The 24,707-nt window shown below is 58.6% G+C and carries 21 protein-coding genes; 17 read left to right on the forward strand and 4 right to left on the reverse strand.

Annotated features, from left to right (window positions below; translation table 11 throughout):
• Nucleotides 1-69: 69 nt before the first annotated feature.
• The gene (gene gltA / locus MUM_RS0101600) at nt 70-1,359 is read right to left on the reverse strand and encodes a citrate synthase (protein ID WP_003210575.1); all 1,290 of its coding nucleotides are present in this window, start codon (nt 1,357-1,359) and stop codon (nt 70-72) included.
• Nucleotides 1,360-1,722: 363 nt separating this feature from the next.
• On the opposite strand from gltA, the gene sdhC reads away from it, so the two are divergent.
• From sdhC to brnQ, 10 genes are all read left to right on the forward strand, one after another.
• A complete protein-coding gene (gene sdhC / locus MUM_RS0101605; protein WP_008433998.1) occupies nt 1,723-2,097 on the forward strand; it encodes a succinate dehydrogenase, cytochrome b556 subunit in 375 nt (124 codons plus the stop codon).
• Entirely contained in the window at nt 2,091-2,459 is a 369-nt protein-coding gene (gene sdhD / locus MUM_RS0101610; protein WP_003210573.1) for a succinate dehydrogenase, hydrophobic membrane anchor protein, read from the forward strand. Before sdhC ends, sdhD begins: the two co-directional genes overlap by 7 nt.
• A 3-nt stretch (nt 2,460-2,462) precedes the next feature.
• Nucleotides 2,463-4,238, forward strand: coding sequence for a succinate dehydrogenase flavoprotein subunit (gene sdhA, locus MUM_RS0101615; RefSeq protein ID WP_010166248.1), 1,776 nt, complete (start codon nt 2,463-2,465; stop codon nt 4,236-4,238).
• 11 nt (nt 4,239-4,249) lie between these two features.
• On the forward strand, nt 4,250-4,954 hold the full coding sequence (locus MUM_RS0101620) for a succinate dehydrogenase iron-sulfur subunit (protein ID WP_010166250.1): 705 nt from the start codon (nt 4,250-4,252) through the stop codon (nt 4,952-4,954).
• A gap of 262 nt (nt 4,955-5,216) precedes the next feature.
• A complete protein-coding gene (locus tag MUM_RS0101625; protein ID WP_010166252.1) occupies nt 5,217-8,048 on the forward strand; it encodes a 2-oxoglutarate dehydrogenase E1 component in 2,832 nt (943 codons plus the stop codon).
• Between the two features lie 44 nt (nt 8,049-8,092).
• Nucleotides 8,093-9,322: a 2-oxoglutarate dehydrogenase complex dihydrolipoyllysine-residue succinyltransferase gene (gene odhB, locus MUM_RS0101630; RefSeq protein WP_010166254.1), complete on the forward strand. Its 1,230-nt coding sequence runs from the start codon at nt 8,093-8,095 to the stop codon at nt 9,320-9,322.
• A 95-nt stretch (nt 9,323-9,417) separates the two neighbouring features.
• Nucleotides 9,418-10,854: a dihydrolipoyl dehydrogenase gene (lpdA, locus tag MUM_RS0101635; protein WP_010166256.1), complete on the forward strand. Its 1,437-nt coding sequence runs from the start codon at nt 9,418-9,420 to the stop codon at nt 10,852-10,854.
• A gap of 214 nt (nt 10,855-11,068) precedes the next feature.
• Nucleotides 11,069-12,235, forward strand: coding sequence for an ADP-forming succinate--CoA ligase subunit beta (sucC, locus tag MUM_RS0101640; protein WP_003210567.1), 1,167 nt, complete (start codon nt 11,069-11,071; stop codon nt 12,233-12,235).
• Nucleotides 12,235-13,116 carry a succinate--CoA ligase subunit alpha gene (gene sucD, locus MUM_RS0101645; protein WP_010166265.1) on the forward strand — a complete coding sequence of 294 codons (882 nt, stop codon included), beginning with the start codon at nt 12,235-12,237 and terminating at the stop codon, nt 13,114-13,116. Before sucC ends, sucD begins: the two co-directional genes overlap by 1 nt.
• A gap of 352 nt (nt 13,117-13,468) precedes the next feature.
• Nucleotides 13,469-14,782 (forward strand): branched-chain amino acid transport system II carrier protein, encoded by a 1,314-nt coding sequence (gene brnQ / locus MUM_RS0101650; RefSeq protein ID WP_010166267.1) that lies wholly within the window; start codon nt 13,469-13,471, stop codon nt 14,780-14,782.
• A 211-nt stretch (nt 14,783-14,993) separates the two neighbouring features.
• On the opposite strand, the gene MUM_RS0101655 is transcribed toward brnQ, so the two are convergent.
• Nucleotides 14,994-15,236 (reverse strand): hypothetical protein, encoded by a 243-nt coding sequence (locus tag MUM_RS0101655; protein WP_010166269.1) that lies wholly within the window; start codon nt 15,234-15,236, stop codon nt 14,994-14,996.
• A 157-nt stretch (nt 15,237-15,393) separates the two neighbouring features.
• Here MUM_RS0101655 and MUM_RS0101660 point away from each other — a divergent pair, with 157 nt between their 5' ends.
• The 4 genes from MUM_RS0101660 (at nt 15,394) to MUM_RS0101675 (ending at nt 19,111) form a co-directional block, all read left to right on the forward strand.
• Nucleotides 15,394-15,873: a PaaI family thioesterase gene (locus tag MUM_RS0101660; RefSeq protein ID WP_010166271.1), complete on the forward strand. Its 480-nt coding sequence runs from the start codon at nt 15,394-15,396 to the stop codon at nt 15,871-15,873.
• Nucleotides 15,870-16,322, forward strand: a complete 453-nt coding sequence (locus MUM_RS0101665) for a PaaI family thioesterase (RefSeq protein WP_010166273.1) — start codon at nt 15,870-15,872, stop codon at nt 16,320-16,322. The genes MUM_RS0101660 and MUM_RS0101665 overlap by 4 nt, the downstream gene beginning before the upstream one ends.
• Before the next feature lie 89 nt (nt 16,323-16,411).
• Complete coding sequence (gene htpG, locus MUM_RS0101670) at nt 16,412-18,316, forward strand: molecular chaperone HtpG (RefSeq protein WP_010166275.1); 1,905 nt, start codon at nt 16,412-16,414, stop codon at nt 18,314-18,316.
• Nucleotides 18,317-18,382: 66 nt separating this feature from the next.
• Complete coding sequence (locus MUM_RS0101675; RefSeq protein WP_008434010.1) at nt 18,383-19,111, forward strand: dienelactone hydrolase family protein; 729 nt, start codon at nt 18,383-18,385, stop codon at nt 19,109-19,111.
• Between the two features lie 134 nt (nt 19,112-19,245).
• On the opposite strand, the gene MUM_RS0101680 is transcribed toward MUM_RS0101675, so the two are convergent.
• Both MUM_RS0101680 and MUM_RS0101685 read right to left on the reverse strand, forming a co-directional pair.
• A complete protein-coding gene (locus tag MUM_RS0101680; protein WP_010166277.1) occupies nt 19,246-20,118 on the reverse strand; it encodes a pirin family protein in 873 nt (290 codons plus the stop codon).
• A gap of 64 nt (nt 20,119-20,182) precedes the next feature.
• Nucleotides 20,183-20,599 (reverse strand): OsmC family protein, encoded by a 417-nt coding sequence (locus MUM_RS0101685; RefSeq protein ID WP_010166279.1) that lies wholly within the window; start codon nt 20,597-20,599, stop codon nt 20,183-20,185.
• Between the two features lie 140 nt (nt 20,600-20,739).
• Between MUM_RS0101685 and MUM_RS0101690 the strand changes: the two genes are divergently transcribed.
• The 3 genes from MUM_RS0101690 (at nt 20,740) to MUM_RS0101700 (ending at nt 24,037) form a co-directional block, all read left to right on the forward strand.
• Complete coding sequence (locus tag MUM_RS0101690; protein WP_010166281.1) at nt 20,740-21,744, forward strand: amidohydrolase family protein; 1,005 nt, start codon at nt 20,740-20,742, stop codon at nt 21,742-21,744.
• 67 nt (nt 21,745-21,811) lie between these two features.
• Nucleotides 21,812-22,276, forward strand: coding sequence for a DUF3859 domain-containing protein (locus MUM_RS0101695; protein ID WP_010166283.1), 465 nt, complete (start codon nt 21,812-21,814; stop codon nt 22,274-22,276).
• Nucleotides 22,277-22,411: 135 nt separating this feature from the next.
• Nucleotides 22,412-24,037, forward strand: a complete 1,626-nt coding sequence (locus MUM_RS0101700) for a methyl-accepting chemotaxis protein (protein WP_010166285.1) — start codon at nt 22,412-22,414, stop codon at nt 24,035-24,037.
• Nucleotides 24,038-24,707 lie beyond the last annotated feature (670 nt).

Genomic DNA, 24,707 nt, shown 5'->3' on the forward strand with positions numbered 1-24,707 from the left:
TCCGGCACAAATAAAAACGGCCTCCCTATCAAAGGAGGCCGTTTTCGGTGTTGCCAAGTAGCGGTTAGCTTACTTGCGGTCTTCCAGCTTGGTGATGTCACGCGACTCGTAGCCGGTGTACAGCTGGCGCGGGCGGCCAATCTTGTACGGGCTGGAAAGCATTTCTTTCCAGTGGGAGATCCAGCCTACGGTGCGCGCCAGGGCGAAGATCACGGTGAACATGCTGGTTGGAATGCCGATCGCCTTGAGGATGATCCCCGAGTAGAAGTCGACGTTCGGGTACAGCGAGCGTTCGATGAAGTACGGGTCGGTCAGGGCGATCTCTTCCAGGCGCATGGCCAGTTCGAGTTGCGGATCGTTCTTGATCCCCAGTTCCTTCAGTACTTCGTCGCAGGTCTTCTTCATCACGGTGGCACGCGGGTCGCGGTTCTTGTAGACCCGGTGACCGAAGCCCATCAACTTGAACGGATCGTTCTTGTCCTTGGCCTTGGCGATGAACTTATCGATGTTCGAGACATCGCCGATTTCATCAAGCATGGTCAATACGGCTTCGTTCGCACCGCCGTGGGCAGGGCCCCACAGTGCGGCGATACCGGCGGCGATACAGGCGAACGGGTTGGCACCCGAGGAGCCTGCCAGGCGTACGGTGGACGTCGAGGCGTTCTGTTCGTGGTCGGCGTGGAGGATGAAGATCTTGTCCATCGCGGCGGCCAGCACCGGGCTGATCGGTTTGATCTCGCACGGGGTGTTGAACATCATGTGCAGGAAGTTTTCCGCGTACGTCAGGTCGTTGCGCGGGTACATCATGGGTTGGCCCATGGAGTACTTGTAAACCATTGCGGCCAGGGTCGGCATCTTGGCAACCAGGCGGATCGCGGAAATTTCGCGATGCTGCGGGTTATTGATGTCCAGGGAGTCGTGATAGAAGGCCGACAGGGCGCCGACTACACCGCACATGACGGCCATCGGGTGGGCGTCGCGACGGAAGCCGTTGAAGAAGGTCTTCAACTGCTCGTGAACCATGGTGTGGTTCTTCACGGTGCTGACGAACTGGGCCTTTTGCTCAGCTGTTGGCAGTTCGCCATTAAGCAGCAGGTAGCAGGTTTCCAGGTAGTCCGACTGTTCAGCAAGCTGTTCGATCGGGTAGCCGCGGTGCAGCAAGATACCGTTATCACCGTCGATATAGGTGATCTTCGACTCGCATGAGGCGGTCGACATGAAGCCTGGGTCGAATGTAAAACGGCCCGTGGCCGTCAGGCCCCGTACGTCGATAACATCGGGACCAACGGTGCCGGTTAAAATGGGCAGCTCGACGGGGGCTGCGCCCTCGATGATCAACTGCGCTTTTTTGTCAGCCATGTGGCCTCCTATTTATGCTTCAAATCATCAGACAGACCCCCCACGCAGGGCCCGCACCACTATATTGATATAAATCCAGATGTCAATTTGCCTAAAGTCTTGCGCCAGAAGGCTTTAACCGTACTTTTTCCTCGAAATTACCTGCCATTTACGCCTTTTATGCCGCCAGCGCAATGCGCTATTAGGGTGAGGAGTGCGCGTTGTCATTAGTTGCCTAACTGTCTATACTCGGCCTCCGACCGCCAGGGGCTTTTGGGCCCGTTTTGATGGGGGTCGCACTCCCTGGGTGGTGGTTACCTGACCAGTGCACTCCCCAACAACTTTGCCCTGATTGTTAGGGGCTCTTCAGTGTGAAAAAAAGCCGTGAATAGCCAACGACCTGTAAACCTAGACCTAAGGACCATCAAACTCCCCATCACCGGCGTAACGTCGTTCCTGCACCGTGTATCCGGCATCATCCTGTTTCTTGGCCTGGGCATCATGCTTTATGCATTGAGCAAATCCCTGGGTTCGGAAGAAGGGTACGCCGAGGTGAAGGCATGCTTGACCAGTCCGCTGGCCAAATTCGTCGCCTGGGGCCTCCTGTCCGCTCTGCTTTATCACCTCGTGGCCGGTATTCGCCACTTGATCATGGACATGGGTATCGGTGAGACGCTGGAAGGCGGCAAGCTGGGCTCGAAAATCGTCATCGCCATTTCCGTGGTGCTGATCGTTCTGGCGGGAGTTTGGATATGGTAACCAGCGTTACGAACCTGTCGCGTTCGGGCCTCTATGACTGGATGGCGCAACGTGTGTCTGCGGTTGTTCTCGCGGCTTATTTCATTTTCCTGATCGGGTACCTCGCGGCGAACCCTGGCATTGGCTACGCCCAATGGCACGGCCTGTTCGCTCACAACGGGATGCGCATCTTCAGTCTGCTGGCCCTTGTAGCCCTGGGCGCTCACGCCTGGGTTGGCATGTGGACCATCGCGACCGACTACCTGACGCCAATGGCGCTGGGCAAGTCCGCGACAGCAGTACGGTTTCTCTTCCAGGCAGTATGCGGCGTCGCGATGTTCGCTTACTTCGTCTGGGGTGTGCAGATTCTTTGGGGTATCTGATTCATGGCTAACACAGTTAATACGCTTTCATTCGACGCCATCATCATTGGCGGCGGCGGTGCCGGCATGCGCGCTGCGCTGCAGCTGGCCCAGGGCGGTCACAAGACTGCCGTAATCACCAAGGTGTTCCCGACCCGTTCCCACACCGTTTCGGCCCAGGGTGGCATCACGTGCGCCATCGCCTCTGCCGATCCAAACGATGACTGGCGCTGGCACATGTACGATACCGTCAAGGGTTCCGACTATATCGGTGACCAGGACGCTATCGAATACATGTGCTCCGTAGGCCCTGAAGCGGTCTTCGAGCTCGAACACATGGGTCTGCCGTTCTCCCGTACCGAACAGGGCCGCATCTACCAGCGTCCGTTCGGCGGTCAGTCGAAAGACTTCGGTAAAGGTGGTCAGGCCGCCCGTACCTGCGCCGCAGCCGACCGTACCGGTCACGCGCTGTTGCACACCCTGTACCAGGCCAACCTGAAGGCCGGCACCGTATTCCTCAACGAATACTACGGCGTCGACCTGGTGAAGAACGAAGACGGTGCCTTTGTAGGCATGATCGTTATCTGCATCGAAACCGGCGAAACCTCTTACGTACGGGCTAACGCCACCGTATTGGCGACCGGCGGTGCAGGCCGTATCTACTCTTCTACTACCAACGCCCTGATCAACACCGGTGACGGTATCGGCATGGCCCTGCGTGCAGGCGTCCCGGTACAGGACATCGAAATGTGGCAGTTCCACCCGACCGGCATCGCCGGCGCCGGTGTACTGGTTACAGAAGGTTGCCGTGGTGAAGGTGGTTACCTGATCAACAAGAACGGCGAGCGTTTCATGGAGCGTTATGCTCCGAACGCCAAAGACCTTGCCGGTCGTGACGTTGTAGCCCGTTCCATGGTTAAAGAAATCATCGCCGGTAACGGCTGTGGTCCTGATGGCGACCACGTAATGCTGAAGCTCGATCACCTCGGTGAAGAAGTTCTGCACAGCCGTCTGCCAGGCATCATGGAGCTGTCCAAGACCTTTGCTCACGTTGACCCGGCTGTTGCGCCGATCCCGGTTGTTCCAACTTGCCACTATATGATGGGCGGCGTTGCCACCAACATTCATGGCCAAGCGATCACCCAGGACGCCGACGGCGTTGACCAGATCATCCCTGGTCTGTTCGCGGTCGGTGAAGTGGCCTGCGTATCGGTTCACGGTGCCAACCGCCTGGGCGGTAACTCGCTGCTCGACCTGGTGGTATTCGGTCGCGCTGCCGGCCTGTTCCTGGAGCAGACCCTGAAGGAAGGCGTTGATTACGCTCGTCCACGCCAGTCCGACATCGACGCTGCCCTGGCACGTCTGGATGGCCTGAACTCGCGTACCGAAGGCGAAGACGTCGCTTCCCTGCGTAAAGAGCTGCAAAGCTGCATGCAGAACTACTTCGGTGTGTTCCGTACCGGCGAATACATGCAGAAGGGTATTGCCCAGCTGGCCGACCTGCGCAAGCGCATCGCCAACGTCAAGATCAACGATAAGAGCCAGGCGTTCAACACCGCTCGTATCGAAGCCCTTGAGCTGCAAAACCTGCTGGAAGTGGCTGAAGCGACCGCGATTGCTGCCGAGGTTCGTAAAGAATCCCGTGGTGCTCACGCTCGTGAAGACTATGAAGACCGCGACGACGAAAACTGGTTGTGCCACACCCTGTACTTCCCGGGTGACAAGCGCGTAACCAAGCGTGCCGTGAACTTCTCGCCGAAGACGGTTCCGACGTTTGAACCGAAGATTCGGACTTACTAAGGGTGGCTGCCATGTTGAAAGTCAGTGTTTATCGCTACAACCCTGATCAGGACGCCGCGCCGTTCATGCAGGAATTCCAGGTCGATACCGGTGGTAAAGACCTGATGGTGCTGGACGTACTGGCCCTGGTTAAAGAGCAGGACGAAGGTTTCTCCTATCGTCGCTCTTGCCGTGAAGGTGTCTGCGGTTCCGACGGCATGAACATCAACGGTAAAAACGGCCTGGCGTGCATCACGCCGCTGTCTGCCGTGGTTAAAGGCAACAAGCTGATCGTTCGTCCACTGCCAGGTTTGCCGGTTATCCGTGACCTGGTCGTCGATATGAGCATCTTCTACAAGCAATACGAAAAGGTTAAGCCATTCCTGCAGAACGACACGCCGGCTCCGGCCATCGAACGTCTGCAGACCCCGGAAGAGCGCGAGAAGCTGGACGGTCTGTACGAGTGCATCCTGTGCGCTTGCTGCTCGACTTCCTGCCCGTCCTTCTGGTGGAACCCGGACAAGTTCCTGGGCCCGGCTGCCCTGCTGCAAGCGTACCGCTTCCTGGCAGACAGCCGTGATACCAAGACTGCCGAGCGTCTGGCTTCGCTGGATGACCCGTTCAGCGTATTCCGCTGCCGCGGGATCATGAACTGCGTCAACGTATGTCCCAAAGGCCTGAACCCGACTAAGGCCATTGGTCACGTACGTAGCATGCTGCTGCAAAGCGGCGTGTAACCGACGTTGTAGTAAAAGCAGGACCGTTGTGCCCGTAGATGCTACGGCGCAGGCTTCAACCGGCGCCGTAGTTTTAACTTGAGCAGCGACTTACAAAGCCGCGGCTCTTATTTTGAAGAAATGAGACAAGCAGGGGCATTCGGGTTGGTACCCGAACTATCAGCGTGATCCTAAGTGGCTTGTTTTGGTCGCTGCACTTGGCCTTTTGCAAGCAAACTCGGTGTTTTCGCCGGTGGTGTCCCCAAATCGAGGGTGACCAAGCATGCAAGAAAGCGTGATGCAGCGCATGTGGAACAGCGGCTATCTTTCAGGTGGTAACGCTGCCTATGTGGAAGAGCTTTATGAGCTCTACCTGCACGACCCTAACGCTGTGCCAGAAGAATGGCGCACCAAATTTCAGACGTTGTCTTCAGACGGCAACGCTGCCACCGATGTATCGCACGCAACAATTCGCGATCAGTTCGTGCTGCTGGCAAAGAACCAGCGCCGCGCCCAGCCGGTTTCCGCCGGAAGCGTGAGCAGTGAGCACGAGAAGAAGCAAGTTGAAGTACTGCGACTGATCCAGGCCTACCGTATGCGTGGCCACCAGGCAGCCCAGCTTGACCCGCTGGGGCTGTGGCAGCGTCCTGCACCTGCAGACCTGTCGATCAATCATTACGGCTTGACCAATGCCGATCTTGATACGACCTTCCGTGCCGGCGACCTGTTCATCGGCAAAGAGGAAGCGAGCCTACGCGAAATTCACGAAGCGTTGCAGCAGACATATTGCCGCACCATCGGTGCCGAATTTACGCACATCACTGATTCCGAGCAGCGCCACTGGTTCCAGCACCGTCTTGAAGGCGTGCGTGGCCGTCCAGTGCTGTCTGCGGACGTCAAGAGCCACTTGCTCGAGCGCGTCACCGCAGCGGAAGGCCTGGAAAAATACCTGGGTACCAAATACCCGGGCACCAAGCGTTTCGGCCTGGAAGGCGGCGAAAGCCTGATTCCGATGCTCGACGAGCTGATCCAGCGTTCCGGCTCCTACGGTACCAAGGAAATCGTGATCGGCATGGCCCACCGTGGCCGTTTGAACGTGCTGGTGAACACCTTCGGCAAGAACCCGCGCGAGCTGTTCGACGAGTTCGAAGGCAAGAAAAAGGTTGAGCTGGGTTCCGGTGACGTTAAATACCACCAGGGCTTCTCGTCCAACGTAATGACCACCGGCGGTGAAGTTCACCTGGCCATGGCGTTCAACCCATCCCACCTGGAAATCGTTTCTCCAGTGGTCGAGGGGTCTGTACGTGCTCGCCAGGATCGTCGTAACGACTCCACCGGTGAGAAGGTCCTGCCGATTTCCATCCACGGTGACGCGGCATTCGCCGGTCAAGGCGTGGTCCTGGAAACGTTCCAGATGTCGCAGACCCGCGGCTTCAAGACGGGCGGTACCGTTCACATCGTCATCAACAACCAGGTGGGCTTCACCATCAGCAACCCGCTGGACGCACGCTCTACCGAGTACGCGACCGACGTGGCCAAGATGATCCAGGCGCCGATCCTCCATGTGAATGGTGATGATCCGGAAGCCGTGTTGTTCGTGACCCAACTGGCCATTGATTACCGCATGCAGTTCAAGCGTGACGTGGTCATCGACCTGGTCTGCTACCGCCGTCGCGGTCACAACGAAGCGGATGAGCCTAGCGGCACCCAACCGTTGATGTACCAGCAAATCACCAAGCAGCGCACCACCCGTGAGCTGTACGCCGACAGCCTGATCAAGGCCGGCGTAGTGGACGATGCACGTGTTCAGGCGAAGATCGATGAATACCGCAACGCGCTGGACAACGGTCTGCACGTTGTAAAAAGCCTGGTCAAAGAGCCGAACAAAGAGCTGTTCGTTGACTGGCGTCCGTACCTGGGCCACGCCTGGACGGCGCGTCATGACACCTCGTTCGATCTGAAAACCCTGCAGGAGCTGTCTGCCAAGCTGCTGGAAATTCCAGACGGTTTCGTCGTACAGCGCCAGGTTGCGAAGATCTACGAAGACCGTCAGAAGATGCAAGCCGGCGGCCTGCCGATCAACTGGGGTTACGCCGAAACCATGGCGTACGCGACCCTGGCGTTCGAAGGTCACCCGATCCGCATGACCGGCCAGGACATCGGCCGTGGTACGTTCTCGCACCGTCACGCTGTGCTGCACAACCAGAAAGACGCGGGCACCTACATCCCGTTGCAGAACCTGTACGAAGGCCAGCCACGTTTCGACCTGTACGATTCGTTCCTGTCCGAAGAGGCCGTACTGGCGTTCGAATACGGTTACTCGACCACCACGCCTCAGGCATTGGTGATCTGGGAAGCCCAGTTCGGCGACTTTGCCAACGGTGCCCAGGTGGTTATCGACCAGTTCATCACCAGCGGCGAGCACAAGTGGGGCCGTCTGTGCGGTCTGACCATGCTGCTGCCACACGGTTATGAAGGTCAGGGTCCGGAGCACTCCTCGGCCCGTCTGGAGCGTTACCTGCAATTGTGCGCCGAGCACAACATCCAGGTGTGCGTGCCGACTACCCCGGCCCAGATCTACCACTTGCTGCGTCGCCAGGTGATCCGCCCGCTGCGCAAGCCGCTGGTGGTGCTGACGCCGAAATCGCTGTTGCGTCATAAATTGGCCATCTCGACCCTGGAAGATCTGGCTGATGGTTCGTTCCAGACCGTTATTCCAGAAATCGACACCCTCGACGCCGCCAAGGTCACTCGCCTGATCCTGTGCAGCGGCAAGGTCTATTACGACTTGCTGGAAAAACGCCGTGCCGAAGGCCGCGAAGACATCGCCATCGTGCGGATCGAGCAGCTTTACCCGTTCCCGGAAGACGACCTGATGGAGGCCATCGCGCCTTACACCAACCTCACCAACGTGGTGTGGTGTCAGGAAGAACCGATGAACCAGGGCGCTTGGTACAGCAGCCAGCATCACCTGCGTCGCAGCATCGGCAACCACAAACAGGCACTGGGCCTGGAGTATGCCGGTCGTGATGCTTCTGCTGCACCTGCTTGTGGTTATGCATCGATGCACGCCGAGCAGCAGGAAAAACTGCTGCAAGATGCTTTCACTGTTTAACGCCTTCGCGCTGACTGAAACCGAATTTTAAGGACCCACAGATAATGGCTATCGAAATCAAAGCCCCGTCATTCCCGGAATCGGTTGCCGATGGCACCGTTGCCACCTGGCACAAGAAACCAGGCGAGGCCGTCAAGCGTGACGATCTGATCGTCGACATCGAGACCGACAAAGTCGTTCTGGAAGTGTTGGCTGAAGCTGACGGCGTGCTGGGCGCAATCGTTGCCGAAGAAGGCGCTACCGTTCTGTCGAACCAGGTACTGGGCTCGATCGAAGAGGGCGGTGCTGCTGCCGCTGCTCCCGCTCCTGCCGCTGCTGCACCGGCCGCTGCCGCAGCTCCAGCTGCTGCACCGGCTGCAGGCGCTGAAGATCCAATCGCTGCACCGGCTGCGCGTCAGCTGGCTGACGAGAACGGCATCAACCTGGCTTCCATCAAAGGCACCGGCAAAGACGGCCGTGTGACCAAGGAAGACGTGGTTGCCGCAGTTGAAGCCAAGAAAAACGCTCCGGCTGCCGCACCTGCCAAGGCTGCTGCCCCGGCTGCCGCTGCGCCTGTGTTCGCCGCTGGCGACCGCACCGAGAAGCGCGTACCGATGACCCGCGTACGTGCCACCGTGGCCAAGCGCCTGGTTGAAGCACAGTCGAACATGGCGATGCTGACCACTTTCAACGAAGTCGACATGACCGAAGTCATGGCCCTGCGTTCGAAGTACAAGGATCTCTTCGAGAAGAGCCACAACGGCGTACGTTTGGGCTTCATGTCGTTCTTCGTGAAAGCCGCCACCGAAGCGCTGAAACGCTTCCCGGCAGTCAACGCTTCCATCGACGGCGGCGACATCGTTTACCACGGCTACGCTGACGTCGGCGTTGCCGTATCCAGCGACCGTGGCCTGGTAGTACCGGTTCTGCGTAACGCCGAACTGATGAGCCTGGCTGAAATCGAAGGCGGCATCGCCAACTTCGGCAAGAAAGCCCGTGACGGCAAACTGACCATCGACGAGATGACCGGTGGTACCTTCACCATCACCAACGGTGGTACTTTCGGTTCTATGATGTCGACTCCGATCGTCAACCCGCCACAAGCTGCGATCCTGGGCATGCACAACATTCTGCAGCGTCCTATGGCGATCAACGGCCAAGTGGTTATCCGCCCGATGATGTACCTGGCGCTGTCCTACGATCACCGCCTGATCGATGGTAAAGAAGCCGTGACTTTCCTGGTGACCATCAAGAACCTGCTGGAAGACCCGGCTCGTCTGCTGCTGGATATCTGATAAAGCGGCGGTGAGCCGCACCACCCACCCTGTCGCAAGGCAGGCCGGAGTGCGGCTCACGGCTTGAAGCTTTTAGCTAAAGAGGATTTTTTTTCATGTCGCAGAAATTTGACGTTGTAGTGATTGGTGCGGGCCCTGGCGGCTACGTTGCCGCCATCAAGGCCGCACAACTGGGCCTCTCGACTGCTTGCATCGAAAAATACACCGACAAGGAAGGCAAACTGGCGTTGGGCGGTACTTGCCTGAACGTTGGCTGCATTCCTTCCAAGGCGCTGCTGGACAGCTCCTGGAAATTCCACGAAGCGCAAGACGGTTTTGCCATCCACGGCATCAACCACGCTGGCGTGACCATGGACGTGCCAGCAATGGTCGGCCGCAAGGCCAACATCGTTAAAGGCCTGACTTCCGGCGTTGCTACCCTGTTCAAGGCCAACGGCGTTACTTCCCTGCAAGGCCACGGCAAACTGCTGGCCGGCAAGAAAGTTGAAATCACCAAGCCTGACGGTTCGGTAGAAGTCATCGAAGCCGAAAACGTGATCCTGGCTCCAGGTTCGCGTCCAATCGACATTCCACCGGCTCCAGTTGACCAGAACGTAATCGTTGATTCGACCGGCGCCCTGGAATTCCAATCGGTTCCAAAACGTCTGGGCGTGATCGGCGCTGGCGTGATCGGCCTGGAACTGGGTTCGGTCTGGTCCCGTCTGGGTTCCGAAGTCACCGTGCTGGAAGCCCTGGACACGTTCCTGCTGGCTGCCGACACCGCAGTGTCCAAAGAAGCGTTGAAAACCCTGACCAAACAAGGTCTGGACATCAAGCTGGGCGCTCGCGTTACTGGTTCCAAGGTTAACGGCGACGAAGTAGTCGTGACCTACACCGACAAGGATGGCGAACAGACCATCACTTTCGACAAGCTGATCGTAGCCGTTGGTCGCCGTCCAGTGACCACTGATCTGCTGGCTTCCGACAGCGGCGTGAACATCGACGAGCGTGGTTTCATCCACGTTGACGATCACTGCGCTACCACCGTGCCGGGCGTCTACGCCATTGGCGACGTGGTTCGCGGCATGATGCTGGCGCACAAGGCTTCCGAAGAAGGCATCATGGTTGTCGAGCGCATCAAGGGTCACAAAACCCAGATGAACTACGACCTGATCCCGTCGGTTATCTACACCCACCCGGAAATTGCATGGGTCGGCAAGAACGAACAGCAGTTGAAAGCTGAAGGCGTTGAAGTTAACGTCGGCACCTTCCCGTTTGCCGCTTCTGGCCGTGCCATGGCAGCCAACGACACCGGTGGTTTTGTCAAAGTCATCGCTGATGCCAAGACTGACCGCGTATTGGGCGTCCACGTGATTGGCCCAGGCGCAGCAGAACTGGTTCAGCAAGGCGCAATCGGTATGGAATTCGGCACCAGCGCCGAAGACATCGGCATGATGGTTTTCTCCCATCCGACCCTGTCCGAAGCGCTGCACGAAGCCGCGTTGGCAGTGAATGGCCATGCCATCCACATCGCCAACAAGAAGAAGCGCTAAGCGAGATAATAAGAAACCACGGCGGTTGCCCGTCGTGAGCCTTGTGCGCAAGACTCACCGCGGAATATCCGCTGGACGCAGTCTTGCGCAGTTTCACCACCCAGGGTTCAGGCTTTTGGTGGTTTGACTGTGCAAGCAGCAGTCACAGGTGGCGCGGCACTCAATAAAGAGCGCAGCGCCGAATGCGCAGTACCTAACGAAGACGGTAATAAGCATGAATCTTCACGAGTATCAGGGTAAGCAGCTGTTCGCTGAATACGGCCTGCCAGTATCCAAGGGTTACGCAGTAGACACCCCGGAAGCAGCAGCAGAAGCTTGCGACAAAATCGGCGGCACCGAGTGGGTTGTCAAAGCCCAGGTTCACGCTGGTGGTCGCGGTAAAGCGGGCGGCGTCAAGCTGGTTCGCAGCAAAGAAGACGCCAAAGCCTTCGCTCAGCAGTGGCTGGGCAAGCGTCTGGTGACTTACCAGACTGATGCCAATGGCCAGCCAGTCACCAAGATCCTGGTTGAATCGTGCACTGATATCGCTAAAGAGCTGTACCTGGGCGCTGTCGTTGACCGTTCGAGCCGTCGCATCGTGTTCATGGCCTCCACCGAAGGTGGCGTGGACATTGAGAAGATCGCCGAAGAAACCCCAGAAAAAATTCTGAAAGCCACTATCGATCCACTGGTTGGCGCTCAGCCATTCCAGGGTCGCGAGCTGGCTTTCCAGCTGGGTCTGGAAGGCAAGCAAGTTGCCCAGTTCGCCAAGATCTTCGTAGGTCTGGCCAAACTGTTCCAGGATCACGATCTGGCCCTGCTGGAAGTGAACCCGCTGGTGATCAAGGCTGACGGCGATCTGCATTGCCTCGACGCCAAGATCAACATCGACGCCAACGCCATGTACCGTCAGCCTAAGCTGAAGACTTTCCACGATCCGTCGCAAGACGATCCGCGCGAAGCGCACGCTGCCAAGTTCGAACTGAACTACGTAGCCCTGGAAGGTAACATCGGTTGCATGGTCAACGGTGCTGGCCTGGCCATGGGTACCATGGACATCGTCAACCTGCATGGCGGCAAACCAGCCAACTTCCTCGACGTAGGCGGCGGTGCCACCAAAGAACGCGTTACCGAAGCGTTCAAGATCATCCTGTCCGACTCCAACGTCGCAGCAGTACTGGTCAACATCTTCGGCGGCATCGTTCGTTGCGACATGATTGCCGAAGGCATCATCGGTGCAGTGAAAGAAGTCGGCGTTAAAATCCCGGTGGTTGTTCGCCTTGAAGGTAACAACGCTGAACTGGGCGCTAAAGTACTGGCAGAAAGCGGTTTGAACATCATCGCTGCTACCAGCCTGACCGACGCTGCTCAACAAGTTGTCAAAGCTGCGGAGGGCAAATAATGAGCGTCCTGATCAATAAAGACACCAAGGTTATTTGCCAGGGTATTACCGGTTCGCAAGGTAGTTTCCACACCCAGCAAGCCATCGAATACGGCACCAAGATGGTCGGTGGCGTGACTCCGGGCAAAGGCGGCACCGAGCACCTGGGCCTCCCAGTGTTCAACACCGTGAAAGATGCTGTAGCTGCCACTGGCGCCACCGCCAGCGTGATCTACGTTCCAGCTCCTTTCTGCAAGGACTCCATCCTGGAAGCAGCATTCGGCGGCATCAAGCTGATCGTTTGCATCACCGAAGGCATTCCTACCCTGGACATGCTGGACGCTAAAGTTAAGTGCGACGAGCTGGGTGTTACCCTGATCGGCCCTAACTGCCCAGGCGTGATCACTCCAGGCGAATGCAAGATCGGCATCATGCCAGGTCACATTCACTTGCCAGGCAAAGTCGGTATCGTTTCCCGTTCCGGCACCCTGACCTACGAAGCTGTCAAGCAGACTACTGACGCCGGTTTCGGTCAGTCGACTTGCGTCGGCATCGGCGGTGACCCGATCCCAGGCTCGAACTTCATCGACATCCTGAAGCTGTTCCAGGAAGACCCGAAGACCGAAGCGATCGTGATGATCGGTGAGATCGGCGGTTCGGCTGAAGAAGAAGCGGCTGCCTACATCAAGGCACACGTGACCAAGCCGGTTGTTTCCTACATCGCTGGTGTGACTGCCCCTGCTGGCAAGCGCATGGGCCATGCTGGCGCAATCATCTCTGGCGGCAAGGGTACTGCAGACGAGAAGTTTGCTGCCCTGGAAGACGCAGGCGTTAAAACCGTGCGTTCGCTGGCAGACATCGGCAAGGCTTTGTCCGAGCTGACCGGTTGGGCTGTCAAGTAAGCCTCGCGCTTAACTGACGCTTCACCCCACAAAGGCCACCTTCGGGTGGCCTTTGTGCATTCTGAAGGTTGGTGGAGATCAAAATGTGGGGGCGGACTTGCTCCCACATTTGATCGTATTTCAAAATTTAGATATGAAAACGCGACATAAAAATGTCGCTTATCGGACAGTTCGCCCCGCAACAGTGCGTTTGACCCGCAAATTCGTTAGGCTAGCCGCCTCTTTATGCGTGCGCATCCCAAAAGGAAGCCCCGCGCTAGACCCGTCAGTCCCCATCAGGACCGGCAGTATTTCCCTCATCCATAGGGAAGCCCTCTCTAAATTCCGATTCAGTAGTGTGGTATTTCCTCAAATGAAAGTGTTGAAAAGCCAGGACATCCTGGCGTTGGGCTTTATGACTTTTGCCCTGTTCGTGGGCGCCGGCAACATCATCTTCCCGCCTATCGTCGGTTTGCAGTCCGGGCCTCATGTCTGGATGGCGGCGCTGGGCTTCCTGATCACCGCGGTCGGTTTGCCGGTGATCACTGTCGTCGCCCTGGCCAAGGTCGGTGGTGGCATGGACGCGTTGAGCAGCCCGATCGGCAAGATCGCCGGTGGCTTGCTGGCAGCGGCTGCTTACCTCGCAGTCGGCCCGTTGTTCGCCACCCCGCGAACCGCCACCGTTTCCTTTGAAGTGGGCCTGGCGCCGCTGACCGGTGAAAGCCCGCTGGCGCTGTTCCTCTACAGCTCGGTGTATTTCCTGTTGGTGTTCTTCATCTCCCTGTACCCGGGCCGTCTGCTGGATACCGTCGGTCGCTTCCTGGCGCCGTTGAAGATCATCGCCCTGGCCGTGCTGGGCATCGCTGCCTTCGCCCTGCCAGCCGGTGATGTGGGTGTCGCCACCCCTGAGTACGTGGCTGCTCCGTTCTCCCAGGGTTTTATCAATGGTTACCTGACCATGGATACCCTCGGTGCCCTGGTGTTCGGTATCGTGATCGTCAATGCGATTCGCTCCCGTGGCGTCGAGTCGCCGAAGCTGATCACCCGGTACGCGATCATTGCCGGGCTGATTGCTGGCGTGGGCTTGGCGCTGGTGTACATCAGCCTGTTCCGCCTCGGCTCGGGCAGCCATGAAGTGGCCGCCGGTGCCGCCAACGGCGCTGCCGTGCTGCACGCTTACGTCCAGCACACCTTCGGCTCCCTGGGCAGCGGCTTCCTCGCCGTGCTGATTTCCCTGGCGTGCCTGGTGACGGCGGTGGGCCTGACCTGCGCCTGCGCCGAGTATTTCAGCCGTGTATTGCCGCTGTCCTACAAGACCCTGGTGGTGATCCTGGCGGTGTTCTCGCTGTTTGTGTCCAACCTGGGCCTGACCAAGCTGATTGCGTTCTCGATCCCGGTACTCACCGCGATCTACCCGCCGTGCATCGTGCTGGTGGCCCTGAGCTTCTGTAAGGACTTCTGGCAGGAGCAGGGCCGTATCGTGGGCCCGGTGATGCTGGTGTCGTTCATCTTTGGCTGCATTGATGCGCTGAAGGGCGCAGGCCTGGCGGACTGGATGCCATCGCAACTGGCTCACCTGCCGTTGAGCGAGCAGGGCCTGGCGTGGTTGGTGCCTTCGGTGATGACCCTGGTGGTCGCCGTGGTTATTGATCGGCTGCTGGGCAAGCGCAGCGAAGCGATTGCTTAAAGCTTCTGGTCAAACGTTGTAATCGAAAATGCCCCGTATCAAACGATTCGGGGCATTTTTTATGGCTGTTATTCAGCGTCAGGAGCGGGGCTTAGTCCGACTTTTCGCACTTTGCTGCCCAGATAAAAGCAGCGGACAAAGTAAAGCCCGCACTTGGCGGGCTTTCTTTTGCAACATGACTTTTCAAGCCACGGTGTTCAAGTCGTCAGACTCAAGAACCGGTTGCAGGTGCTGCTTCTTTTGCGGCTGCGTTGTTCGATTCCTGCTGGGCTTTGGCAGCTTCAGCGTTTTCTTTTGCAGCGTCGTTCACTTTATCCTGAGCTTCACTCATTTTTTCTTGAGCTTGTTCAGCATGTTGGTTGGCGTCCTGAGCTTTGTCCTCGGATTTTTTATCGCAGGCAGCGAGGCCGAGGGCAGCGGCCAACATCAAGGAAATAGCTAAAGTCTTGCGCATGGGGTGTTTCTCCTTATTGAAGATATCTACTGGCCTTTCGAGCCTATGCCCAACGCTTAGTTCCTTAAATCTCACAGATATATAAGACGTTTTCCCAGGGAACTTTCACCAAGGTTGTCTACACCGCCGGATTCACACTAATAAGAGTCTTTAACGAATGACCGAAAATCCTCTTTTATCCCGTGCCACGCGTTTTGTTTCGGCCTTGCGTCACTGCCAGGTACTGGGTATCCAGGTGCATGCCGCCAGTGAAGACGGCATGACCCTGGTATTGCCCTATGGTCCGCATATTGTCGGTGATCCGCAGACCGGAGTGATCCACGGCGGCGCGCTGACGTCCTTGATGGACACCGCCTGCGGCATGGCCACCCTGTGTGTATTGCCGGAGTTCGAGGTCTGCCCGACCCTGGACCTGCGTGTCGACTACATGCACCCGGCCGAACCCCACAGGCCGGTGTTCGGTTTCGCCCAGTGCTACCGGGTCACCACCGACGTAATCTTCACCCGTGGCTTCGCCTACCAGGATGACCCGCAGCAGCCGATTGCCCATGTGGTGGGCACGTTCATGCGCATGGGCAAGCGCCTCAAGGGCAGCCAGGGCCTGGGTAATACGATCAAGGGAGAGCAGCAGCCATGAAGCATCAGTTCAAGACCCGACTGCAGCAGGCCCACGAGCGCGTCAACTACGATGTGCTGCTCAACCTGATTCCCTACGCCAAGCTGATCGGCATCGAATGCACGCGCCTGGGGGATGAATTGCTGTTCCGCATGCCGGCCAACAAGGACAACATTGGTAACCCGATATTGCCGGCGATCCACGGCGGGGTGATTGCAGGCTTCATGGAGCTGTCCGCCGCCTTGCATCTGCTGGTGTTCACCGGTGCACCGGGTGTGCCGAAGATCATCGATTTTTCCCTGGATTACCTGCGCGCCGGCCAGTTTCGCGACACCTACGCCAAATGCCAGGTGTGGCGCCAGGGGCGGCGGGTGGCCAATGTGGCGATTACTGCGTGGCAAAGCACCCAGGCTGAACCGATTGCCACCGCCCGTGCGCATTTCAAGATTGAGGAACCGGCTCGCCCTTGAAATCCTGGTCTTAGCCCCCAACTTTGATGACAACCCGCCGCCAACCCTCAAGGGCGCGGCCACTGCCATCCAATTGGAGTTTGATGACCATGAGTGTGGAAACTCAAAAGGAAACCCTGGGCTTCCAGACCGAGGTGAAGCAACTGCTGCACCTCATGATCCATTCGCTGTATTCCAACAAGGAAATTTTCCTTCGCGAATTGATCTCGAACGCCTCTGACGCTGTCGACAAATTACGTTTCGAAGCCCTGTCCAAGCCTGAGTTGCTGGAAGGCGGCGCGGAACTGAAAATCCGTGTGAGCTTCGACAAAGACGCGAAAACCGTCACTCTCGAAGACAACGGTATCGGCATGAGCCGTGACGATGCGATCACCCACCTGGGGACCATCGCCAAATCCGGCACTGCTGATTTCATGAAGAACCTGTCGGGCGACCAGAAGAAAGATTCGCACCTGATCGGCCAATTCGGCGTGGGCTTCTACTCGGCCTTTATCGTTGCCGACAAGGTTGAAGTCTTCAGCCGCCGCGCCGGCCTTGCCGCCAGCGAAGGCGTGCACTGGTCTTCCAAGGGCGAGGGCGAGTTTGAAATCGCCACTATCGACAAGGCTGACCGCGGTACGCGCATTGTCCTGCACCTGAAGTCCGGTGAAGACGAGTTCGCCGATGGCTGGCGCCTGCGCAATATCATCAAGAAGTACTCCGACCACATCGCGTTGCCGATCGAGTTGCCGAAAGAACAAGCCGCTGCTGAAGGCGAAGAAAAGCCTGCGCTGGAATGGGAAACCGTCAACCGCGCCAGCGCCCTGTGGACCCGTCCTCGTACCGAAGTCAAGGACGAGGAATACCAGGAGTTCTACAAGCACATCGCTCACGACTACGAAAACCCGCTGAGCTGGAGCCACAACAAGGTCGAAGGCAAGCTGGAATACAGCTCGCTGCTCTACGTACCGGCCCGTGCTCCGTTCGACCTGTACCAGCGTGAAGCGCCGAAAGGCCTGAAGCTGTACGTGCAGCGTGTGTTCGTAATGGACCAGGCGGAATCGTTCCTGCCGTTGTACCTGCGCTTCATCAAGGGCGTGGTCGACTCCAACGACCTGTCGCTGAACGTGTCGCGGGAAATCCTGCAGAAAGACCCGATCATCGACTCGATGAAATCGGCGCTGACCAAGCGTGTCCTCGACATGCTGGAAAAACTGGCGAAGAACGAGCCTGAGCAATACAAGGGCTTCTGGAAAAACTTCGGCCAGGTGATGAAAGAAGGCCCGGCAGAAGATTTCGCCAACAAGGAAAAAATTGCCGGTCTGCTGCGTTTCGCCTCGACCCACGGTGACGACGGCGAGCAGAACGTTTCCCTGGCCGAATACCTGGCGCGCGCCAAGGAAGGTCAGGACAAGATCTACTACCTGACCGGCGAAACCTACGCTCAGGTCAAGAACAGCCCGCACCTGGAAGTCTTCCGCAAGAAAGGCATCGAAGTGCTGCTGCTGACCGACCGCATCGACGAGTGGCTGATGAGCTACCTCAGCGACTTCGACGGCAAGAGCTTTGTTGACGTCGCCCGTGGCGACCTGGACCTGGGCAACCTGGATTCCGAAGAAGACAAGAAAGCCGCTGAAGAAGTGGCCAAGTCCAAAGAAGGCCTGGTTGAGCGCATCAAGACCGCCTTGGGCGATGCCGTCAGCGAAGTGCGGGTTTCCCACCGTCTGACCGACTCCCCGGCGATTCTGGCCATCGGCGAGCAGGACCTGGGCATGCAGATGCGTCAGATCCTGGAAGCCAGCGGTCAGAAGGTTCCGGATTCCAAGCCGATCTTCGAATTCAACCCGGCTCACCCGCTGATCGAGAAACTCGACGGCGAGCAGAGCGAAGAGCGCTTTGGCGACCTGTCGCACATCCTCTTCGACCAGGCAGCCCTGGCTGCCGGCGACAGCCTGAAAGACCCGGCCGCTTATGTGCGCCGACTGAACAAGCTGTTGGTTGAACTGTCGGTTTAACACCGTTGTAGAAAAACCCGCTTCGGCGGGTTTTTTCGTTCTAGAGCCTTTCACCTGGAGTAAATGATGAGCCAAATCACCGTGCGTTCCGTGGTCTATCAGATTGATGGCCAGTCTTATGAAAGCCGCCTGGCATTTGATGCCAGTCATAAGGGCCCGCTGCCAGGGTTGTTGATGGCGCCGAACTGGATGGGTGTCAGTGCCGGCGCTGAAGAGATCGCCAAGAGCGTGGCCAGCAAGGGCTACGTGGTCTTGCTTGCCGACCTGTACGGGCAAACTGTTCGCCCTTCGAATGGCGATGAAGCAGGTGCGGCGATGATGCCGTTGAAGAATGACCGGCCGCTGCTGAACAAGCGCATGCAAGTCGCGCTTGATCACCTGAAGACCCAGACCGAAGCGGCGGTGGATACCTCGAAGCTGGCAACCTTCGGTTTCTGCTTCGGCGGCTGCTGCTCCCTGGAGCTGGCGCGTACCGGTGCGCCGTTGAAAGCCGCCGTTTCGTTCCACGGCAGCCTCGACACACCGAACCCGGCCGATGCGAAAAACATCAAGGGTTCAGTGCTGGTGTTGCACGGCGCTTCCGACCCGCTGGTGCCGAAAGAGCAACTGCCGGCGTTTGAAGACGAAATGAACGCTGCCGGTGTGGATTGGCAATTGCTGAGCTACGGCGGTGCAGTGCACTCGTTTACCGACCCGCACGCGAACGTGCCGGGCAAGATGATGTATGACGCGAAGACCGCCGCACGGGCCTTCCAGTCGATGCATAACTTGCTGGATGAAGTGTTCAAGGGCTGATAGCGCGGTTCCCTGAACTGGCCCCTTCGCGAGCAAGCCCGCTCCCACATTCGACCGCATTCCCACTGAAGGAACGCGGTCGAATGTGGGAGCGGGCTTGCTCGCGATGGCTATTTAACGGGAAATAAAAGCGCTTAAGCCTTGCCTCCAGGCAACTCGATCCGCTCACTTTCCCCCGGCACCGTCGGCCAATCCCCGGCCGCCCAACGCTGGCGAGCCTGCTCGATCAACACCGGGTCACTCGCGACAAAATTCCAGTTGATCCGCCGTGGCCCGTCCAGCGCCGCGCCGCCGAACACCACCAGATGGCAATCCGTCTCGGCAAACAGCGCTAGGCTTTCGCCCTCCGGTAACACCACCAGGCTGTGCACCTCCAGCACCTCGCCCTCCAACTGCGCCTCACCCTCCAGCACATACACCGCCCGTTCCGCATGTTCATCCGGGATCAGCAGCGTGGTGGCCGTCTGCATTCGAACCTCGGCATACAGGGTGGGCGACAGCACCGGCACCGGCGATTCCAGGCAAAAGCCGCTGCCGGCAATCAGGCGAATCTGCACGCCAAGGTTCTCACTCACCGGCAAGCTGGCGGCGGGGTGATGGCTGTAATGCCCAGGCCCTTGCTCATGTTCCTTGGGCGAGGCCAGCCACACTTGCAGCCCGTGCAGGCCAAAACCACTGGCCTTGAGTGCTTCGGGGCTGCGTTCAACGTGGGCGATGGCGCTGCCGGCGGTCATCCAGCTGACGTCCCCGGCCTTTACAACCTGGTCGGAACCCAGGCTGTCCTTGTGCAGGAGTTCGCCTTCAAACAAGTAGGTCAGGGTGGAGAGGCCGATATGCGGGTGCTGGCGAATATTCATGCCGGTGCCCGGGGCATAGCGGGTGTGCAGCATATGGTCGAAAAACACGAACGGCCCGACGCTGCGGCATTGCCGGGAGGGCAACGGGCGCAGGATCGGTTGCCCTTCAACGTCTTCGGCGCGGGGGCGGATCACGGTCACTGTGGTCATGGTGCGTCCCAATCTGAGCGGGTTAGATGCCTCTGAGCATAACCCGCTCGACGGGAGGTTGCCGCTACTGGCTGAAGGCGCCTTCCGAGAGCCGGGTCTCGATGGTGACTTCGGCCGTGGTCATCAGCTTGTGCACCGGGCAGCGATCCGCCACACGGTGCAGCTCATCGCGCTGCTCGTCGGTGAGTACACCCTTGAGGGTGAGTTTGACGTTGAGCGTGTATTTGCCCTTTTGCTCTTCGGTGCTGTCATGGGTGACTTCCACGGTGACGCCGGTGAGCGGAATATCTTTTTTCTGGGCATAGAGCTTGACGGTCAGGGCCTTGCACGAAGCCAGCGCGGCATCGAAGTAATCGTGGGGAGAGGGCGCCGAGTCGTCGCCGCCCAGGCTCTTGGGCAGGTCGGTAAACAGCTCGTGGTTATTGATATTGACGCTGTGGCGGAAGTTTTCGGCGTTCAGCGTATTCACGGTAACAGGCATGGCAAACCTCACAGGGTGGCAGGAAGAAGGTCATGCAGTTATAGAGCATGCTGGCACCTTGGTGTTCCCTGTTGTTTACCGCTGAACCCGCAGGCGCGGCTTGAGGTCTACCTTTTTTAGCCCTTGTTTGAGATGCCCCTGTGCGCCGGACCCGCCTGAGTATTGCCCTGTTGTTGGCCGCCGCGAGCTTTGCGGTACAGGCCCGCGACTATGCCTACAGCGATGCGCACCTGCATTACGTCGACTTCTTCCAGGAGTCGGCGGGCATGGACAAGTTGCTCAAGGCCATGGCCGATAATCGCATCGAGCATGTGATGATTTCCGGGATTCCCGTGGCCAAGAAGTGGCACGAAGACGAACCCAAGCGCCCGCGCTATTACGCCGGGGATGACGCCGACGCCTATTGGTACAGCGCCACCGACGTGTTCGTCGCCGACGCGGTCAATAAACTTAGCCCGGAGCAACGTCAGCGCTTTCATCCGTTCCTCAGCGGTTTCAACCCCAACGACAAAAACGCGGCGTCCCACATCCAGCGCATGCTCGACCTCAATCCGGGGCTGTGGCAAGGCATCGGCGAAGTCTTCACCCGTCACGATGACCTGACCGCACTGACCTCCGGCGACACGCCAAGGGCCAATAACGAGGCGATGACCCGCATCTATCACCTGGCAGCGGAGAACGATTTGCCGGTGATGGTGCACTCCAACATCACCTCCAAGCGTGAGAAAAATCCGTTGTATCTGGCGGAAATGGAAGAGCCGCTGCGCAACCACCCGCACACCCGGTTCATCTGGGCCCATGCGGGCAGCAGCATGGAAATCCACCGGCACCAGACGCAGATGGATTTCTTGCTGCCCACCCTGGCGCGCCTGCTGGAGGCTTACCCGAACCTGTACGTCGACCTGTCCTGGAGCGTGCTCACGCCTTACTTGCTGGATGAGGCTGGAACGCCACGTCCTGAGTGGGTAAAGCTGGTGGAGCGCTTCCCGGACCGCTTCATGCTCGGTTCAGACGTGGTAGGGCGCTTCAACAAGCTCGGTAAGGAAATGCGCAGCTTCGACCCGTTCCTCGATGCGCTGCCTGAAGACGTGGCCAGAAAGGTCGCGCGGGACAATTTCCTGGCGATTTTGCCCAAGCCCAAGTGATGGGGTTTGTCATCCTGTCGTCATCCCTGCGTCATAAGCTGCGGCCTTCTCAAACAAGGAGTGCAGCATGCAATTCACCCGTTCAGGCGCCCTGGCGGCGCTGATGATGATCAGCAGCCTGGCCAGTGCCGAAGTGCGTATCGAAGGCCCAGTGGAGTTCGGCGTGTTTGATGGCCCTAAAGCCGATCTGCAAGCCGGGGAGCGCGTGCTGCGCCGCAGCAACGAACAGATCCAGGCCACCACCGTGGTGCCGGCGACGCTGGGCACCAAGTTCGGGCTGCGCTATCAATTGCTTGGCAAAGCTGCCGAAGACACGCCACTGACCTTGCTCTACTTCACCCCGGGCATTCGCACGCCGGACGGTGTGCGTCATGACAAACTCGAAGTGACCCAGAAGCTGGTTCCCGGTGCGCCGCAGGAGGTGATGGCGTTCGAGTTCACCGAGCACCACGAAGTCGTGCCCGGGGAGTGGCGTTTCATGGTGTTCCAGGGCGACCGCCTGCTGACGCAAAAGAGCTTTACCGTACGCTGAATCGCTACAGCCGGGGCGGGGCGATCATAAGGCGTTTTGATATCGCGTTTTCGTCTTACGCAAACCCCGTTTCTCGCCGATACCTTTCAAGAGCCCGCTGCAGGTGGATGCAGCGCTTTTGGAAGGATTCCGAACATGAATATCAGAAGTCTGAATATTGCCCCTCGCGCCGGCCTGGGGTTTGGTTTGCTGGCGCTGATGGTGTTTGCCCTGGGCGGTTTTGCCCTGTTGCAGATGGGCAATATGCGCCAGCAGTCGGACCAGGTGGAAAACAACTGGCTGCCCAGCGTGATGGCGGTCGGTGAAATGAATCAGGACCTGCTGCGGGTGCGGGCCCTGACGTTACGCTTGTTGCTCAACCGCGACCCGCAGGCGATCACGCAGAATGAACAGAAAATCACCGAGCTGAAAAGCGGCTTGCACAAGGCTCAGTCCCTCTACGAGGGGTTGATCGTGCTGCCTGAAGAGCGGGTGTTGTTCGATCGCTTCAAAGCCGAGGAAGCGCGCTACCTGCAACGCCAGGAGCAGGTCATGGGGTTTTCCCGGGCCAATCAGCTGGAAGACGCGATCAAGGTGGTTAACGGTGAGATGAACCAGTTGGCCGACGAGTTGGCTGGCACCTTGCGGGAGCTGGTGACGCTGAACAAGGTCAGTGCCAATCAGGCGGCGAGCCAGGCCCAAAGCGTGTTCGCCCAATCGCGCAGCTGGGTAGTCGGCATGATTGCCGTGACGGCGCTGATCACCATTGGCCTGGCGTTGCTGCTGACCCGCAGCATCGTGCTGCCGTTATCCCAGTCGCTGAAAGTCGCACAGGGCGTGGCCAGCGGCGACCTGACTGGCGTGATTACGGTCAGCGGCAAGGACGAGCCGGCGCGTTTGCAGCAGGCGCTGAAAAGCATGCAGGAGAGCCTGCGGGAAACCATCCGGCGTATTTCCGATTCGTCCAGCCAATTGGCGTCGGCTTCCGAAGAACTCAGTTGCGTGACGGAAGACGCGACCCGTGGGCTGCATCAGCAGAGTCAGGAAATCGAACAGGCGGCCACTGCGGTGAATCAGATGACGGCGGCGGTGGAGGAGGTGGCGAGCAATGCGGTGGCCACGTCCCAGGCGTCGCGTGAGTCTGACCGGATCGCCCAGCATGGTCGTGAGCAGGTGCATCAGACGGTGTTGTCGATTGAGTCCCTGGCCGATGATGTGACGGCCAACGCGACGCAGGTGGAGGACCTGGCGCAGAAGGTGTATGGCATCAGCAAGGTGCTTGATGTGATTCGCTCGATTGCCGAGCAGACCAATTTGCTGGCGCTGAATGCTGCCATTGAAGCGGCGCGGGCCGGGGATGCGGGGCGTGGGTTTGCGGTGGTGGCGGATGAGGTGCGGGCGTTGGCGCATCGTACGCAGCAGTCGACCCAGGAGATCGAGCAGATGATCAGCGGGATTCAGCAGGGGACTGATCAGGCTGTCAGCTCTATGCAGCAGAGCAACACGCGGGCGCGTTCGACGCTGGATATCGCCAAGTCGGCGGGTACGGCGCTGGAGGAGATTGCTTCGGCGTTTACCTTGATCAATGAGCGCAACCTGGTGATTGCCAGTGCCTCGGAAGAGCAGGCGGCAGTGGCGCGGGAGGTGGATCGCAATTTGATGAATATCCGTGATCTGGCGCAACAGACGTCGGCGGGGGCGAATCAGACCAGTGCGGCGAGTCAGGAGTTGTCGCGGTTGGCGGTGGATCTCAACACCATGGTGGCTAGGTTTTCGGTTTAGGCTTTTGGAGGGGGCATATCCGTTATTTAGGTAACGGCGGCTTAGGGTTTCGCTCTTACAGCGACTCACTTTGGAAAAGCCGGAATGCCGGCCCAGCCCAAAGTAAGCAAAGGGCTCTGCCCCGCCTGTCGGCACCTCGCTAAGGCTCGGTGTTCCCTCACTCCGGCATTGCTCCGCGGGCCGCCGCGACGGGGCGTCCCTGCCCCGTCGCGGCTAAACCGGCGTCCTGCCGGTTTACCCGCTCCTCAATCCCTACGTTCGGCCTCGGGCTTATTGGGGCAGTCAGAGCCAGATCAAGATCAAAAGCCAAAGCACAGCGGCCTACAGGCCGGCTTGAGTGGTAGAAGCCAGATCAAAAGCGAAAGCCAAAGCGAAACCAAATACTGAAACGGATGCGGCTCTGCTTTTCTGTGGGAGCTGGCTTGCCTGCGATGCAGACAACTCGGTTTTTCAGATGCACCGAGGCGAGGCCATCGCAGGCAAGCCAGCTCCTACATTTGACCGTGCCCGCTCTGGCTTTTGATTTTGCCTTTGCTTCACACCACTCAAGCCGGCCTGTAGGCCGCTGTGCTGTTGATCTGCTTTTGATCTTGATCTTAGGCGCCCCGTTAAACCACGCTGGCCGAACGCAGGTAGTACGGAGCGGGTAAACCGGCAGGACGCCGGTTTA

Source organism: Pseudomonas sp. PAMC 25886, assembly GCF_000242655.1.
Taxonomy (GTDB): domain Bacteria; phylum Pseudomonadota; class Gammaproteobacteria; order Pseudomonadales; family Pseudomonadaceae; genus Aquipseudomonas.

What these genes read in the sequence shown, in the direction of transcription:
- MUM_RS0101655 (WP_010166269.1), bottom strand. Translation starts at nt 15,236, where the DNA reads ATGCGCAAGACTTTAGCTATTTCCTTGATGTTGGCCGCTGCCCTCGGC.
- MUM_RS0101680 (WP_010166277.1), bottom strand. Translation starts at nt 20,118, where the DNA reads ATGACCACAGTGACCGTGATCCGCCCCCGCGCCGAAGACGTTGAAGGG.
- sucD (WP_010166265.1), top strand. Translation starts at nt 12,235, where the DNA reads ATGAGCGTCCTGATCAATAAAGACACCAAGGTTATTTGCCAGGGTATT.
- MUM_RS0101695 (WP_010166283.1), top strand. Translation starts at nt 21,812, where the DNA reads ATGCAATTCACCCGTTCAGGCGCCCTGGCGGCGCTGATGATGATCAGC.
- MUM_RS0101675 (WP_008434010.1), top strand. Translation starts at nt 18,383, where the DNA reads ATGAGCCAAATCACCGTGCGTTCCGTGGTCTATCAGATTGATGGCCAG.
- MUM_RS0101625 (WP_010166252.1), top strand. Translation starts at nt 5,217, where the DNA reads ATGCAAGAAAGCGTGATGCAGCGCATGTGGAACAGCGGCTATCTTTCA.
- MUM_RS0101620 (WP_010166250.1), top strand. Translation starts at nt 4,250, where the DNA reads ATGTTGAAAGTCAGTGTTTATCGCTACAACCCTGATCAGGACGCCGCG.
- htpG (WP_010166275.1), top strand. Translation starts at nt 16,412, where the DNA reads ATGAGTGTGGAAACTCAAAAGGAAACCCTGGGCTTCCAGACCGAGGTG.
- MUM_RS0101700 (WP_010166285.1), top strand. Translation starts at nt 22,412, where the DNA reads ATGAATATCAGAAGTCTGAATATTGCCCCTCGCGCCGGCCTGGGGTTT.
- gltA (WP_003210575.1), bottom strand. Translation starts at nt 1,359, where the DNA reads ATGGCTGACAAAAAAGCGCAGTTGATCATCGAGGGCGCAGCCCCCGTC.
- MUM_RS0101660 (WP_010166271.1), top strand. Translation starts at nt 15,394, where the DNA reads ATGACCGAAAATCCTCTTTTATCCCGTGCCACGCGTTTTGTTTCGGCC.
- lpdA (WP_010166256.1), top strand. Translation starts at nt 9,418, where the DNA reads ATGTCGCAGAAATTTGACGTTGTAGTGATTGGTGCGGGCCCTGGCGGC.
- sucC (WP_003210567.1), top strand. Translation starts at nt 11,069, where the DNA reads ATGAATCTTCACGAGTATCAGGGTAAGCAGCTGTTCGCTGAATACGGC.
- sdhD (WP_003210573.1), top strand. Translation starts at nt 2,091, where the DNA reads ATGGTAACCAGCGTTACGAACCTGTCGCGTTCGGGCCTCTATGACTGG.
- MUM_RS0101665 (WP_010166273.1), top strand. Translation starts at nt 15,870, where the DNA reads ATGAAGCATCAGTTCAAGACCCGACTGCAGCAGGCCCACGAGCGCGTC.
- odhB (WP_010166254.1), top strand. Translation starts at nt 8,093, where the DNA reads ATGGCTATCGAAATCAAAGCCCCGTCATTCCCGGAATCGGTTGCCGAT.
- sdhA (WP_010166248.1), top strand. Translation starts at nt 2,463, where the DNA reads ATGGCTAACACAGTTAATACGCTTTCATTCGACGCCATCATCATTGGC.
- MUM_RS0101685 (WP_010166279.1), bottom strand. Translation starts at nt 20,599, where the DNA reads ATGCCTGTTACCGTGAATACGCTGAACGCCGAAAACTTCCGCCACAGC.
- brnQ (WP_010166267.1), top strand. Translation starts at nt 13,469, where the DNA reads ATGAAAGTGTTGAAAAGCCAGGACATCCTGGCGTTGGGCTTTATGACT.